Origin of the sequence: Pseudomonas sp. Z3-6 (genome assembly GCF_051131985.1) — a bacterium.
Taxonomy (GTDB): Bacteria; Pseudomonadota; Gammaproteobacteria; order Pseudomonadales; family Pseudomonadaceae; genus Aquipseudomonas; species Aquipseudomonas zanjanensis.
The window spans coordinates 989,337-1,002,671 of record NZ_CP071644.1 but is presented as its reverse complement, the minus strand read 5'-3'; the positions used below and the strand labels follow the sequence as shown (position 1 = coordinate 1,002,671).

At 60.3% G+C, this 13,335-nt stretch carries 12 protein-coding genes; 4 read left to right on the top strand and 8 right to left on the bottom strand.

Translation table 11 applies throughout. The annotated features are described in order from the left end of the window. Positions 1 to 8: 8 nt before the first annotated feature. On the bottom strand, positions 9 to 2,075 hold the full coding sequence (locus J3P88_RS04540) for a carbon starvation CstA family protein (protein ID WP_434574230.1): 2,067 nt from the start codon (positions 2,073 to 2,075) through the stop codon (positions 9 to 11). A 158-nt stretch (positions 2,076 to 2,233) separates the two neighbouring features. Between J3P88_RS04540 and J3P88_RS04535 the strand changes: the two genes are divergently transcribed. Further along, positions 2,234 to 2,590, top strand: coding sequence for a PilZ domain-containing protein (locus J3P88_RS04535; RefSeq protein ID WP_434574228.1), 357 nt, complete (start codon positions 2,234 to 2,236; stop codon positions 2,588 to 2,590). Between the two features lie 207 nt (positions 2,591 to 2,797). Here J3P88_RS04535 and radA read toward each other — a convergent pair whose 3' ends face one another. The 3 genes from radA to katB all read right to left on the bottom strand — a co-directional run bounded on the left by radA (position 2,798) and on the right by katB (position 6,447). Continuing rightward, a complete protein-coding gene (gene radA, locus J3P88_RS04530; protein ID WP_030140305.1) occupies positions 2,798 to 4,165 on the bottom strand; it encodes a DNA repair protein RadA in 1,368 nt (455 codons plus the stop codon). A gap of 41 nt (positions 4,166 to 4,206) precedes the next feature. Continuing rightward, entirely contained in the window at positions 4,207 to 4,734 is a 528-nt protein-coding gene (locus J3P88_RS04525; protein WP_434576350.1) for an ankyrin repeat domain-containing protein, read from the bottom strand. Between the two features lie 171 nt (positions 4,735 to 4,905). After that, positions 4,906 to 6,447: a catalase KatB gene (gene katB / locus J3P88_RS04520; protein WP_434574226.1), complete on the bottom strand. Its 1,542-nt coding sequence runs from the start codon at positions 6,445 to 6,447 to the stop codon at positions 4,906 to 4,908. A 281-nt stretch (positions 6,448 to 6,728) separates the two neighbouring features. Here katB and mscL point away from each other — a divergent pair, with 281 nt between their 5' ends. Continuing rightward, positions 6,729 to 7,142, top strand: a complete 414-nt coding sequence (gene mscL / locus J3P88_RS04515; RefSeq protein ID WP_434574224.1) for a large-conductance mechanosensitive channel protein MscL — start codon at positions 6,729 to 6,731, stop codon at positions 7,140 to 7,142. 2 nt (positions 7,143 to 7,144) lie between these two features. On the opposite strand, the gene J3P88_RS04510 is transcribed toward mscL, so the two are convergent. Beyond that, positions 7,145 to 7,921 carry a ferredoxin--NADP reductase gene (locus tag J3P88_RS04510; RefSeq protein WP_434574222.1) on the bottom strand — a complete coding sequence of 259 codons (777 nt, stop codon included), beginning with the start codon at positions 7,919 to 7,921 and terminating at the stop codon, positions 7,145 to 7,147. A gap of 279 nt (positions 7,922 to 8,200) precedes the next feature. Between J3P88_RS04510 and J3P88_RS04505 the strand changes: the two genes are divergently transcribed. Then, positions 8,201 to 8,914, top strand: coding sequence for an autoinducer binding domain-containing protein (locus tag J3P88_RS04505; RefSeq protein WP_186706518.1), 714 nt, complete (start codon positions 8,201 to 8,203; stop codon positions 8,912 to 8,914). A gap of 181 nt (positions 8,915 to 9,095) precedes the next feature. Then, a complete protein-coding gene (locus J3P88_RS04500) occupies positions 9,096 to 10,232 on the top strand; it encodes a methyltransferase (protein ID WP_186706519.1) in 1,137 nt (378 codons plus the stop codon). A gap of 40 nt (positions 10,233 to 10,272) precedes the next feature. On the opposite strand, the gene J3P88_RS04495 is transcribed toward J3P88_RS04500, so the two are convergent. The 3 genes from J3P88_RS04495 to J3P88_RS04485 are packed head-to-tail and all read right to left on the bottom strand — an operon-like array spanning position 10,273 to position 12,898. After that, positions 10,273 to 10,437: a DUF2474 domain-containing protein gene (locus J3P88_RS04495; RefSeq protein ID WP_003205785.1), complete on the bottom strand. Its 165-nt coding sequence runs from the start codon at positions 10,435 to 10,437 to the stop codon at positions 10,273 to 10,275. 10 nt (positions 10,438 to 10,447) lie between these two features. Then, positions 10,448 to 11,455, bottom strand: coding sequence for a cytochrome d ubiquinol oxidase subunit II (cydB, locus tag J3P88_RS04490; RefSeq protein WP_053125566.1), 1,008 nt, complete (start codon positions 11,453 to 11,455; stop codon positions 10,448 to 10,450). Between the two features lie 3 nt (positions 11,456 to 11,458). Beyond that, on the bottom strand, positions 11,459 to 12,898 hold the full coding sequence (locus tag J3P88_RS04485; protein ID WP_434574219.1) for a cytochrome ubiquinol oxidase subunit I: 1,440 nt from the start codon (positions 12,896 to 12,898) through the stop codon (positions 11,459 to 11,461). Positions 12,899 to 13,335 lie beyond the last annotated feature (437 nt).

Sequence of the window (13,335 nt, the reverse complement as noted above, 5' to 3'; positions counted from 1 at the left end):
ATCCTCTATCAAGCGTCCGGCAGGGCCTGGAATGGTGCTTCTTTGTCCGTGCGTTCTTTCGTGCCCCAGGCGGCGATGCCAACCTTGAGCGCGTAGAACAGGATGCTGAAGACCACGAACAGAAACAACACCGTCAGCGTTGCGTTGGTGTAGGCGTTGAACACCACGTGCTGCATCTGCTCGATGCTCTTGGCCGGGGCCAGGATCTGGCCGGCGGCCAGGGCATCGTTGTATTTGCGCGCCAGGGCCAGGAAGCCGATCGCCGGGTTGGCGTCGAACAGCTTGATCAGGCCCGCGGTGGTGGTGCAGATCAGCAGCCAGCTCGCCGGCAGCAGCGTGACCCAGACGTAGCGCTGGCGCTTCATCTTGATCAGTACCACGGTGGCGAGCATCAGGGCGATCCCGGCCAGCATCTGGTTGGAGATGCCGAACAGCGGCCACAAGGTGTTGATGCCGCCCAGCGGATCGATCACGCCCTGGTACAGCAGATAACCCCACAGCGCCACACAGCCGGCGGTGGCGATCAGGTTGGCGGTCCACGATTCGGTGCGCTTGAGGGCCGGCACGAACGAGCCAAGCAGGTCCTGCAGCATGAACCGTCCGGCACGGGTGCCGGCGTCCACGGCGGTGAGAATGAACAGCGCTTCGAACAGGATCGCGAAGTGGTACCAGAACGCCATGGTGTTCTCACCCGGCAGCACCGAGTGCAGGATCTGCGCGATCCCGACCGCCAGGGTCGGCGCACCGCCGGCACGGGCCAGGATGGTGGTCTCGCCGATGTCCTTGGCCACCGCTTGCAGCGCATCGGGGGTGATTGCAAAACCCCAGCTGCTAACGGTCTGGGCCACGGCCACCACGTCCGAACCGACGATCGCCGCCGGGCTGTTCATGGCGAAGTACACGCCCGGCTCGATCACCGAAGCGGCCACCATGGCCATGATCGCCACGAAGGACTCCATCAGCATGCCGCCGTAACCGATGTAGCGGGCGTTGGTTTCGTTATCCAGCAGCTTGGGCGTGGTCCCCGAGGAGATCAGCGCATGGAACCCCGAAACCGCGCCGCAGGCGATGGTGATGAACAGGAACGGGAACAGACCGCCCTTCCACACCGGCCCGGTGCCGTCGGTGAACTGGGTCAGTGCCGGCATTTTCAGCTCGGGCATGGTGACCAGGATGCCGATCGCCAGGGCGACGATGGTGCCGATCTTGAGGAACGTCGACAGGTAGTCCCGTGGCGCCAGGATCAGCCACACCGGCAGCACCGCCGCGACAAAACCGTAGCCGATCAGCATCCAGGTGATCTGGATCCCGGTGAAGGTGAAGGCCTTGGCCCAGACCGGGTCGGCGGCGATCTGCCCGCCCAGCCAGATCGAACCCAGCAGCAACAGTACGCCGATGATCGAGATCTCGCCGATGCGGCCCGGGCGGATGTAGCGCATGTAGATGCCCATGAACATCGCGATCGGGATGGTCGCCATCACCGTGAAGATGCCCCACGGGCTCTCGGCCAGGGCCTTGACCACGATCAGCGCCAGCACCGCGAGGATGATGATCATGATCAGGAAGCAGCCGAACAGCGCGATGGTGCCAGGAATGCGGCCCATTTCCTCGCGCACCATGTCGCCCAGGGAGCGACCGTTGCGGCGGGTGGACAGGAACAGGACCATGAAGTCCTGCACCGCACCGGCCAGCACCACGCCGGCGATCAGCCAGAGCGTGCCGGGCAGGTAGCCCATCTGCGCCGCCAGCACCGGCCCGACCAACGGCCCCGCGCCGGCAATGGCCGCAAAGTGGTGGCCGAAAAGGATGTGTTTGTTGGTCGGGACGTAGTCCAGGCCATCGTTGTTGAGCACGGCAGGCGTGGCCCGGCGCGCGTCGAGTTGCATCACGTTGTTGGCGATGAAGAGGCTGTAGTAGCGGTAGGCGACCAGGTAGATGGCCACGGCGGCGACGACGATCCAGAGGGCGTTGATCGCCTCGCCTCGGCGCAAGGCCACGACGCCCAGGGCGCTCGCGCCTATGACGGCCAGCAGTAGCCAGGGCAGATGGCGTAGCAGGCTATTATTGTTTTTCATTTTTATATTCCAGCCAGGGTGGACAAGAAAGACAGCCACTGGAGTTTAGCGCTAACCCGGGCAAAGGCCATACCCGACATTCGTCTGTCTGTTGCCGAACGGTGACGATGCGCTCCCAGTTCGGTCTATAGTCAGTGAATCTCCAGAGGGAATGCGTAATGAGCGAACGTCGCCGCTTCGTACGAGTTGAATTCCATGCCAGGACCGAACTGAGCCAGGGCCCGTTTATCTGGCCGGTGGAGTTATTGGATTTATCCCTCAAGGGGCTGCTGATCACAAAACCCGAACCCTGGCTTGGCGATCCCGACCAACCCTTCATGGCCGATATCCATTTGAGCCCTGACGCGGAGATCAAAATGGAAGTTCGGTTGGCCCATGATGACCATGGTCACCTGGGCTTCGTTTGCGAACATATCGACCTGGCTTCCATCGCACATTTACGCCGGTTGATAGAGCTGAACCTGGGCGACCCTAAGGAGCTGGAGCGGGAGTTGAAGGCTTTGATCCATATTTGAAAAGCCCCGCCGCAGCCCCCGTGTGCACAGCCCCCGCCCTGTGCACGATCCCCCGTGGCGAGGGAGCTTGCTCCCGCTGGGCTGCGTAGCAGCCCCAAAAGCAGCGACTCCACCAACCTGACACATCGCAATGCATATTTGAGGGGCTGCTGCGCACCCCAGCGGGAGCAAGCTCCCTCGCCACGGAGGCCTGCATCCGCCTCGACATTATTCGAACAACGCATCCAGCGCCTGTTCCAGGCGTGTCACCGCAATGATCTGCAACCCCGCCGGCGCTTCCTTCGGCGCGTTCCCCTTGGGCACGATGGCGCGTTTGAAGCCGTGCTTGGCGGCTTCCTTGAGCCGCTCCTGCCCGCTGGGCACCGGTCGCACTTCCCCCGACAACCCGACTTCACCAAACACCAACAGATCATGGGGCAGCGGCCGGTTGCGCAGGCTGGACATGACCGCCGCCATCAACGCCAGGTCAGATGCGGTCTCCAGCACCTTGACCCCGCCCACGACGTTGAGGAACACGTCCTGATCGTGTGTCGGGATCCCACCGTGTCGATGCAACACCGCCAGCAGCATGGCCAGCCGGTTCTGATCCAGGCCCAGGGTGACCCGTCGTGGGTTCGCCAAGTGACTGTCGTCCACCAGCGCCTGCACCTCGACCAACATCGGCCGGGTCCCTTCCCACGTTGCCATGACCACGCTACCGGGGACTTCTTCCTGGGCACGTGTCAGAAAGATCGCCGACGGGTTCGAGACTTCTTTCAGGCCCCTGTCGGTCATGCCGAACACCCCCAGTTCGTTGACCGCGCCAAAGCGATTCTTCACCGCCCGTAGCAAACGCAGGCGCCCATCGGATTCGCCTTCGAAATACAACACGGTGTCGACCATGTGCTCCAACACCCGCGGTCCCGCCAACGCACCTTCCTTGGTGACGTGGCCCACCAGGAAAATCGCCGTGCCGCTCTGCTTGGCGTAGCGCACCAGCAACGCTGCGCTTTCACGCACCTGGGACACGCCGCCCGGGGCCGACTGCAGTTGTTCGGTGAAGATGGTCTGGATCGAGTCGATGACCATCACCTTGGGCTTTTCCAGGCGCGCCGTGGCGATGATGGTTTCGATGCAGGTCTCGGTCATGACCCGCAACTGGTCCTGGGGCAAGCCCAGGCGTCGGGCGCGCATGGCGACCTGTTGCTGGGACTCTTCGCCCGTGACGTACAACGCCGGCATGCGCGTGGCGAGGTTGCACAAGGTTTGCAACAGGATGGTGGATTTACCAATGCCCGGATCGCCACCAATCAGCACCACCGAGCCGTCCACCAAGCCGCCCCCCAGCACCCGGTCCAACTCACCGGACGCGGTGGAGAAACGCGGGATTTCTTCAACGCTGACTTCGGCCAGGGTCTTGATCTGCGCCTGTTGGCCGGCCCAGCCCGTGCGCCCGGTAGGAGCCGCCGCGCCGCCGCTTTCCACCATGGTTTCGGTCAGGGTGTTCCAGGCTCCGCATTCACTGCATTGGCCGGCCCACTTGGGGAAGGTCGAGCCGCACTCGGTGCAGCCGTACATGCGCTTTGCCTTGGCCATCTCAACTCCGGGGTAAAAACCGCGATGATAGCAGTCGGGCTTTATCGCGGGGCCGGCATTCTGATTTCACCGTTGGCCAGATTCGTCGCGGTATTGCCCAACGGATCCCTGGCCTCCAGGTCGGCGCCCTTGGCCTTCAAGGCATCGAGCAACTCGCCACGCTTGAACAGGCCGGCATACATCGCGGCGGTCTGCCCCGCGCCATTGCGTTGGTCCGGGCTGCAGTCGGTGGACAATAAACGACGCGCAATCTGCACTTCGCCTTTAAAAATGGCACCCATCAGTGCGGTATTGCCACGCTTGTCCTGGGCGCAGGCATTGGCCCCCGCGGCCAGCAACCGCTCCACCGCCGGACCGTGGCCGTGGTAGGCCGCCAGAATCAGCGCGGTGTAGCCCTTCTCATCCCGGGTATCCAGCGAGTAACCGGCCTCGATAAACGTATCGAGCATCGGCACGTCGCCTCGGCGAGCGGCGTCGAAATAGTAACTTTGCAGTTGCTCCTGCACCGCCGCCGGTTCGGTGGCTATTGGTTGATCGGCCAGTACATTCACTGACCAGGCCACAAGCATCGATAAAAGCCATTTACCCATCATGACGTCTCCTCTGGCATATGACTGGGGGAGCATGGTTGTGGGAGCAAGGCTTGCCCGCGATGCAAACGACTCGGTCTGATTCCAGACCCAACGCCGCTTCGCGAGCAAGCTTTGCTCCCACAGGTCATGCACCTGCCTGACTGTGGATCAGTCGCTCAGTTGTTCCGCCAGCGCCTTGACCCGGGCCAGGTCGCCTTTGGCAACACGGGCCACGCCAGTGCCGTATTCAGGATCGGCTTTGTAGAGGAACGACAGGATGATGTGCTTGCTCTCGTCATCGGTGGTCGCCAGCGAGCCACCAAAGCTTTCGATCAAGTCATCACGCTCTTTCTTGTTGAACGAACGATACAGATCACCGGCCTGCTTGAAGTTCTGCTCGCGCTGGATCTTCGCCTGCTGGGTGCTGCCGCTCAGCGCGGCCTGGCTGTAGCGTGCCGCTTGCGGTTCTTCGCGAGGCGTCAGGCGGCTCGGTTGGTAATTCACGCCGGTGCTGGTGCTGCCTGGGTTCATCGCGCCGTCCTGGTTGCCGTTGTTCACCGCCACCTTGGGGGCGTTGATCGGCAACTGCAGGGCATTGGCGCCTATCCGGTACATTTGCGTATCGGCGTAGGAAAACACCCGTCCCTGGAGCAAACGGTCCTCGGAAGGCTCGATGCCCGGCACCAGATTGGCCGGCGCCATGGCCACCTGCTCGGTTTCCTGGAAGACATTCGCCGGATTACGGTTCAAGACCATTTGCCCGACCTTACGCTCAGCCACACCCGGCCAGATCTTGGTCGCGTCCAATGGATCGAAATCAAACTTGGCAAGGTCCTGCGGATTCAACACTTGGACGTACAAGTCCCACTTCGGGAAGTCGCCCTTATTGATATGGCTGACCAAGTCATTGGTCATGTGGCTGTAATCTTGACCCTGAACTTTCACAACTTCTTCCGGATCAAGATTTTTCAAACCCTGCAAACTTTTCCAATGAAACTTCACATAATGAACTTCACCCTTGGCGTTAACCAATTTGTAGGCATGCACACCATTACCGTCCATTTCACGATAACTGGCGGGCGTGCCGGCGTTGGAATACAACTCGGTCAGGGTGCGGGTCGACTCTGGAACATGGGAAAAGAAGTCGAACCGGCGCGAATCATCGTCCAGGTTGGTCCGCGGGTCGGGTTTGAAGGCATGAACCATGTCTGGAAACTTGATGGCATCACGAATGAAAAAGGTCGGGAAGTTGTTGCCCACCAAGTCCCAGTTACCGTCGGCGGTGTAGAACTTCGTGGCGAAGCCACGGGGGTCGCGCAGGGTTTCCGGTGAATGATTACCGTGCACCACGGCCGAAAACCGCACGAACACCGGGGTCACCTGGCCTGAGGCGAACACCTTGGCCTTGGTCAAGTCGCTGAGGTCGTCGGACACCGTGAAGGTGCCGTGGGCACCGGTACCGCGGGCATGCACCACGCGCTCGGGGATGCGTTCACGGTCGAAGCGTTGGAGCTTCTGGATCAACTGCACGTCTTGCAGCAGGGTCGGACCGTTGGGACCTGCCGTTTGCGAATTCTGGTTATCGCCGACCGCCGCACCGTTGTCCCGGGTCAGGGTGGCCGCATTGACAGACAAGGATAGAAGGCTCGCGGTCAGCACAAAAAAAGCGCGGCGATGGGAATAAGCCCCGTGGCCAAGGGAAGTGTTCATAGCATGTTCCTCTGATGTTATAGAGCGCATCCATGTGCGCCATCCAGAGGCTAGTGCCGGAAAAAAGAAAACCTAAATAGAAATGCCGTACCGTGCCGATAGAAAAAACGTTATAGGGCTCGGGCCTGAAACCGCGTATCGCGCGCGATTGATGGCACTTTGTAAACTTTTCCTCCCCGCTCAGGTCGATAACGGAAGCTTTGTAAGCAAGCGTTTCGAGCAAGACCCGTTGGGCTGACTTACACTGCCACTCATCTTTCATCTGTCACAAGGAATAACTCATGGGCGTGCTAAGCGAGTTCAAGGCCTTCGCGGTCAAAGGCAATGTCGTCGACATGGCCGTCGGGATCATCATCGGGGCCGCTTTTGGCAAAATCGTTTCGTCATTCGTTGGCGACGTGGTCATGCCGCCAATTGGCCTGTTGATCGGTGGCGTGGACTTCAGTGACCTGGCCATCACCCTCAAGGCCGCCCAGGGTGATGCGCCTGCGGTGGTACTGGCCTACGGTAAATTCATCCAGAGCACCATTGACTTCATCATCGTCGCGTTCGCCATCTTCATGGGCGTCAAGGCCATCAACCGCCTTAAGCGTGAAGAGGCCGTGGCTCCCAGCACCCCGCCGGTCCCGACCAAGGAAGAGCTGCTGCTGAGTGAGATTCGCGATCTGCTCAAGGCTCAGAACGAGCGGCCCTGAGCCTACCAGTAGTTTTCCACCGCCACCTGGCCCGGACGACGGGTCAGGCTCAGTTGCAGGCCCCTGGTCTTGAGCAGCTTGCGCGTGTCGTCGATCATTTGCGGGTTGCCGCATAGCATCACCCGTGAATGCTCCGGCGTCAGCGCTACGCCGGCCGCGCGCTCCAACTCGCCATTTTCGATCAGCGTAGTAATCCGCCCGTTGAGCGCTCCCGGATGCTGCTCACGGGTGATGGTCGCAATGAAACGAAACTTGTGAGCGTACTCGGCCAAGTAGTCACGCTGGGGCAGTTCCTTGATGAGCTCCTGATAGGCCAGCTCCCGTGCCTCGCGCACGCTGTAGACCAGGATGATCCGCTCGAATTTTTCCCAGACCTCAAAATCCTGAAGGATCGAAAGAAACGGCGCCACGCCCGTCCCCGTGGACAGCAACCACAAATCCCGACCATCGACGAAACGGTCAAGCGTCAGGTAGCCAAAAGCCTGGCGATCCACCAACAATTCATCGCCCGGTTGCAAACGGCTGAGTTCGCTGGTGAATTCGCCATCGGGGACTACGATGGAAAAGAATTCGAGGAACTCGTCGAACGGCGACGACACCATGGAGTACGCCCGCCAGACGGTGGTGCCGTCGGCCTTGGCGACACCCAGCCGGGCAAACTGGCCCGCCCGGAAGCGAAAGCCGCGATCCCGAGTCGTGCGCAAGGTAAACAAATGAGGCGTCAACGGCTGGACATCGAGCAGGGTCTGGCGGGTGAACTTCTCTGCGCTGTCGGTCATGGGCCACTCCTATGAGACAAGACGTGCAGTGTCCCGCAAAGTGAACCTTTTCACCACCGACGGGCGAGTGATAGCACTTTGCTGCACTCACCAACTTATAACTTTTACCAAAACTGTACAAAGTTAGAGACACTGCAAAAGAAACCAATCTACAGAAAGATCACATTACAATTTTGTAAGCTAGTTAAAAATTTCACTCCAAAGTTAGGAATAGTCCTACACTAAAAATTCGCATCATGGATTGGATCCGCATGGACGAATCAAACCCAGGAGAAAGCGATGGACAGGTGGAAGGACTTGTTGCTGAAAAAGTTATCCTGTGAAAAGGACCTGCAGACGGCCTATCGTCTAGTATTGAATTTCTTTAATAATCAAGGATTTGAATACTGTGCATTTGCAGCCTATATCGGAAGCCCCGACAAACACACCAGCAAGGTAAACCTGAATAACTACCCTTATGGATGGGACAGGCTTTATGAACAAAACGGTTATGCGTCGAACGATCCACTAGTAGCACATTGCAATCAATCATCACTCCCTATCTTGTGGAATGAGACTGTTTTCGCTCAGGCCCCCAAGTTATGGCGAGAACTTAATCGGCTGGGACTCAAGTACGGCTGGACCCAGGCCGTTCATGACGAACAAGGGGCCCAGTGCAGTCTGTTCAGCCTTGTACGAACCCATTGTCCTATTGATATCGAGGAGCATTATGACAATCTCGGCTACGCCATCTACGCCAGTCAAAAGCTGCATGCTCTGGCCAACAAAAAACTGGCGGACGCCATCGCAGCCCAACCCAAATGTCACTTGTCGCCAAGAGAGATCGAAGTGTTGAGGTGGTCAGCCGAAGGCAAGACGGCGTCGGAAGTGGGCAGGATCCTTTGTCTTTCCGAACGAACCGTGAATTTTCATGTGTGCAGTTGCATGCGAAAGCTGAACGTCAGCAATAAGATTTCAGCGGTGGCCAAAGCCGCCCAGATCCATGTGATCTAACCTTGGCCCGGCGTTGCCGAGCTGAAAAACCCGCGAGTAATGTGCAACAAAAAAACGTACCATTTACGGTCCCTCTTGAATGATGCCGCTGCTTGCACGCGACGCCTTTCATTCAGGCGGTCCCGCACAGACACCTACCTCCAGGCAGCGGGACATTCGTTGATCTCCAGAGTCCCCAGCCATGCCCCTGCTTGACAGCCCTTTCGCTCAACTCGACCTGATCCGCCAACCCGAACAGCAGAACGAACCGCTGCAAGCCTTCGATGCGGCCGATGAATACCTGCTCGCGTACCTGGCCGAACAACAACCAGTCGCGCAGACTCGGGTCCTGGTGCTCAACGACGGCTTCGGCGCCCTGGCGGCCAGCCTGGCCGGCAACGTCCTGGTGACCAGCAGCGGTGATTCCTTCCTGGCTTTGCAGGCACTGGAGAAAAACCTGGTGCGCAATGGCCGGCCCTTCGATGCGGTGCCCACGTTGCCCGCCAGCGAGCCGTTGAGCGGCCCGTTCGATCGCGTCCTGATCAAAGTACCGAAAACCCTGGCCCTGCTGGAGGAACAACTGATTCGCCTGCAAGGCCAATTGGCGCCGGGCGCCCAGGTGATTGCCGGAGCGATGATCAAACACCTGCCCCGGGCCGCCGGCGATTTGCTGGAGCGTTACATCGGCCCGGTGCAGGCCTCACTGGCGGTGAAAAAGGCGCGGCTGCTGATCGCCACGCCAGCCGCCTCCCCACCAGGCAGTACCCCGGCCGTATCGCCCTACCCCACGCGTTACCGGCTGGACGAGCCAAAGATCGAACTGCTCAACCACGCCAACGTGTTCTGTCGCGAAGGCCTGGACATTGGCACCCGTGCGTTCCTGCCCCATCTGCCAAAAAATCTCGGGACGGCCCGGGTCGCCGACCTGGGCTGCGGCAATGGCGTGCTGGCCATCGCCAGTGCCCTGCAAAACCCCGAGGCCCACTACACCTTGGTGGACGAGTCGTACATGGCTGTGCAATCGGCTGCCGAGAACTGGCGCGCGGCCTTGGGCGAGCGCGAAGTGACCGTCCGGGCCGGTGATGGCCTGGCCGGGCAAGAGGCGCAGTCATTGGATGTGGTGCTGTGCAACCCGCCCTTTCACCAGCAGCAGGTGGTGGGCGATTTCCTCGCCTGGCGGATGTTCCAGCAGGCTCGCGAAGCGTTGGTGGTAGGCGGCGCGCTGTACATCGTCGGCAACCGACACCTGGGCTACCACAGCAAACTGGCGCGGCTGTTCCGAGGCGTCGAGCAAGTGGCCGCCACGCCGAAATTCGTGATCCTCAAGGCCCGCAAATAACGATTGCCCTGTGGGAGCAAAGCTTGCCCCCACAGAGGAATCAGTGGGTGGTCAGCCCGGCGGCATTCATGAACATCCGCATCAGACTGGCGACGATGAACAACGCCAGCACGCTGCCAGCCCAGATCAGCGCCAGCCAGCCAAGCCGCTGCCAGAGTGGCTTGCGTTCGGCGGCCTCGATGTCTTTCAAATCAGGTTTGGCCATGTTCACGCCCTCAATGGTAGCCGTCGTCATGGGTCACCTTGCCGCGGAACACGTAGTAGCTCCAGAAGGTGTACACCAGGATCAACGGAATGATGAACAGCGTGCCCACCAGCATGAAGCCTTGGCTCTGGGGCGGTGACGAGGCGTCCCAGATCGAGATGGACGGCGGCACGATGTTCGGCCAAAGGCTGATGCCCAGGCCGCTGTAGCCGAGGAAAATCAGCACCAGGGTCAGGATGAAAGGCGTGTAGTTGGCATTGCGGGCCACCGCGCGGAACAACCCGTACATGGTCACCAATACCAGGATCGGCACCGGCAGGAACCAGAACAGGTTCGGCAACGTGAACCAGCGGGCGGCAATGTCGGCGTGGGCCAGCGGCGTCCAGATGCTGACGATACCGATCACGGCCAGCACCACGAACGCCAGCGGCCGGGCCAGGTCATGCATCTGCTCTTGCAGCTTGCCCTCGGTCTTCATGATCAGCCACGTGCAGCCGAGCAACGCGTACGCCGCGATCAACGCCAGGCCACAGAACACCGTGAACGGCGTGAACCAGTCCAGGGAGCCGCCGGCGAACTGGCGATTGACCACCTCGAAACCGTCGATGAACGCCCCCAGCGCCACACCCTGGAAGAAGGTGGCCGTCAGCGAACCGCCAATGAACGCTTTGTCCCAGAGGTGGCGCTTCTCAGCCTTGGCCTTGAAACGGAACTCAAAAGCCACGCCGCGGAAGATCAGGCCGATGAGCATCAGGATCAACGGCAGGTACAGGGCCGAAAGCACCACCGAATAGGCCAGCGGAAACGCCCCGAACAATCCGGCACCGCCCAGCACCAGCCAGGTTTCGTTACCGTCCCAGACCGGCGCCACGGTGTTCATCATCACGTCGCGGTCGCGCTCGCCCTTGACGAAGGGGAAGAGGATGCCAATCCCCAGGTCGAAGCCGTCCATGATCACGTACATCATGATGCCGAAGATGATGACCACGGCCCAGATCAGCGGAAGATCAATACCCATGACTCAATTCCCCTTGTTCGAGCGGTCGTTGTGGTCCACGTCGTCGTCGCCTTCGTTGGCGGCCGACAATGGCCGGGCCGGGGTGCGTTTCTGGCCCGGGCCGCCATCGCTCGGTTCGTCTTCGTGGGCCACCGGCCCTTTGCGCACCAGGCGCATCATGTAGCTCAGGCCCGCACCGAACAGCGCGAAATACACCACGACGAACAGCACCAGGGTGATGCTCATCTGGGCGAAGCTGTGGCCGGACGACGCATCGGCCGTGCGCATCAAGCCGTAGACCACCCAAGGTTGGCGGCCGATCTCCGTGGTAAACCAGCCGGCCAGGATCGCAACCAGCCCGGACGGCCCCATCCACAACACCAGGTGGAGGAACGGCCGGGACTGATAGATCCGATCTTTGCGGCGCAGCCACAGGCTGCACAGGCCGGTAAAAATCATCAGCAAGCCAAGGCCGACCATGACCCGGAACGACCAGAACACGATAGTCGAGTTGGGTCGATCTTCAGGTGGGAACTCCTTGAGGGCCGGCACCTGCTCGGTCAACGAGTGCGTCAGGATCAGGCTGCCCAGGTAGGGAATTTCCACGGCGTATTTGGTTTTTTCCGCTTGCATGTCGGGCCAGCCGAACAGGATCAGCGGGGTCGGTTCATTGCCGACGTTTTCCCAATGGCCCTCGATGGCGGCGATCTTCGCCGGTTGATGCTTGAGGGTGTTCAGGCCATGGAAGTCGCCGATGACCGCTTGTATCGGCGCCACCAGCAAAGCCATCCACATCGCCATCGACAGCATCCGGCGGATGGCCGGGTTGTCGCGACCGCGCAGCAAATGCCAGGCCGCCGACGAGCCGACGAAGAACGCCGTGGCAACAAACGCCGCGGTGGACATGTGCAACAAGCGATAAGGAAACGAGGGGTTGAACACCACCGCCAGCCAGTCCACCGGGATCACCCGGCCGTCGATGATTTCGTAGCCCTGGGGGGTCTGCATCCAGCTGTTGGACGACAGGATCCAGAAGGTCGAGATCAGGGTGCCGATCGCCACCATGACCGTAGAAAAGAAATGCAGGCCACGGCCGACGCGGTTCCAACCAAACAGCATCACGCCCAGGAAACCCGCCTCGAGGAAGAACGCCGTGAGCACCTCGTAGGTCAGCAGGGGCCCGGTCACCGCACCGGCGAAGTCTGAAAAGCGGCTCCAGTTGGTCCCGAACTGATAGGCCATGACCAACCCGGACACCACCCCCATGCCGAAGTTGACGGCAAAGATCTTCGACCAGAAGTGGTACAGGTCACGGTAGGTGTCATCGCGGGTCTTGAGCCACAAGCCCTCGAGCACCGCCAGGTAACTCGCCAGGCCGATGGTGATGGCCGGGAACAGGATGTGGAACGAGATTGTGAACGCGAATTGGATTCGGGCGAGATCGAGCGCCTCCAAACCGAACATAAGTCTTCCTCTGTCAGGTAAAACCGGCTGCGGGTGGGGCTTGCACCAACCCCCAGGGATATGGAGTGCAGTGCTTTTCAAATCGTTCTTTTTTTAACCGTCACAACGCAGGACGCAGGCCGGATGGCCACCAGCCCAACACCCCGAAAGGTATTGATCTGGATCAAGCAATGCTCAAAGAGTAGTCGCATTATTGCCGATGGACGGCGTGGTCTTTTGTCGCGTGACAGGTTGTCTCAGTGTCGTAATCCTGCTCCAAGCTGTGATTTTCCAAACCCACACGGCCCCCGTGGCGAGGGAGCTTGCTCCCGCTCGGTTGCGCAGCGACCGCAAAATCGAGGGGCCGCTGCGCAGCCCAGCGGGAGCAAGCTCCCTCGCCACAGAGGCCCGCATGTTCCCGGGAACAACCGCTTCCGCCAGTGAAAGTAGATGTTTGG

Bases quoted from the DNA above. Each gene is read 5' to 3' on its own strand.
- J3P88_RS04540 (WP_434574230.1), bottom strand. From the start codon at position 2,075: ATGAAAAACAATAATAGCCTGCTACGCCATCTGCCCTGGCTACTGCTG.
- J3P88_RS04535 (WP_434574228.1), top strand. From the start codon at position 2,234: ATGAGCGAACGTCGCCGCTTCGTACGAGTTGAATTCCATGCCAGGACC.
- radA (WP_030140305.1), bottom strand. From the start codon at position 4,165: ATGGCCAAGGCAAAGCGCATGTACGGCTGCACCGAGTGCGGCTCGACC.
- J3P88_RS04525 (WP_434576350.1), bottom strand. From the start codon at position 4,734: ATGCTTGTGGCCTGGTCAGTGAATGTACTGGCCGATCAACCAATAGCC.
- katB (WP_434574226.1), bottom strand. From the start codon at position 6,447: ATGAACACTTCCCTTGGCCACGGGGCTTATTCCCATCGCCGCGCTTTT.
- mscL (WP_434574224.1), top strand. From the start codon at position 6,729: ATGGGCGTGCTAAGCGAGTTCAAGGCCTTCGCGGTCAAAGGCAATGTC.
- J3P88_RS04510 (WP_434574222.1), bottom strand. From the start codon at position 7,921: ATGACCGACAGCGCAGAGAAGTTCACCCGCCAGACCCTGCTCGATGTC.
- J3P88_RS04505 (WP_186706518.1), top strand. From the start codon at position 8,201: ATGGACAGGTGGAAGGACTTGTTGCTGAAAAAGTTATCCTGTGAAAAG.
- J3P88_RS04500 (WP_186706519.1), top strand. From the start codon at position 9,096: ATGCCCCTGCTTGACAGCCCTTTCGCTCAACTCGACCTGATCCGCCAA.
- J3P88_RS04495 (WP_003205785.1), bottom strand. From the start codon at position 10,437: ATGGCCAAACCTGATTTGAAAGACATCGAGGCCGCCGAACGCAAGCCA.
- cydB (WP_053125566.1), bottom strand. From the start codon at position 11,455: ATGGGTATTGATCTTCCGCTGATCTGGGCCGTGGTCATCATCTTCGGC.
- J3P88_RS04485 (WP_434574219.1), bottom strand. From the start codon at position 12,898: ATGTTCGGTTTGGAGGCGCTCGATCTCGCCCGAATCCAATTCGCGTTC.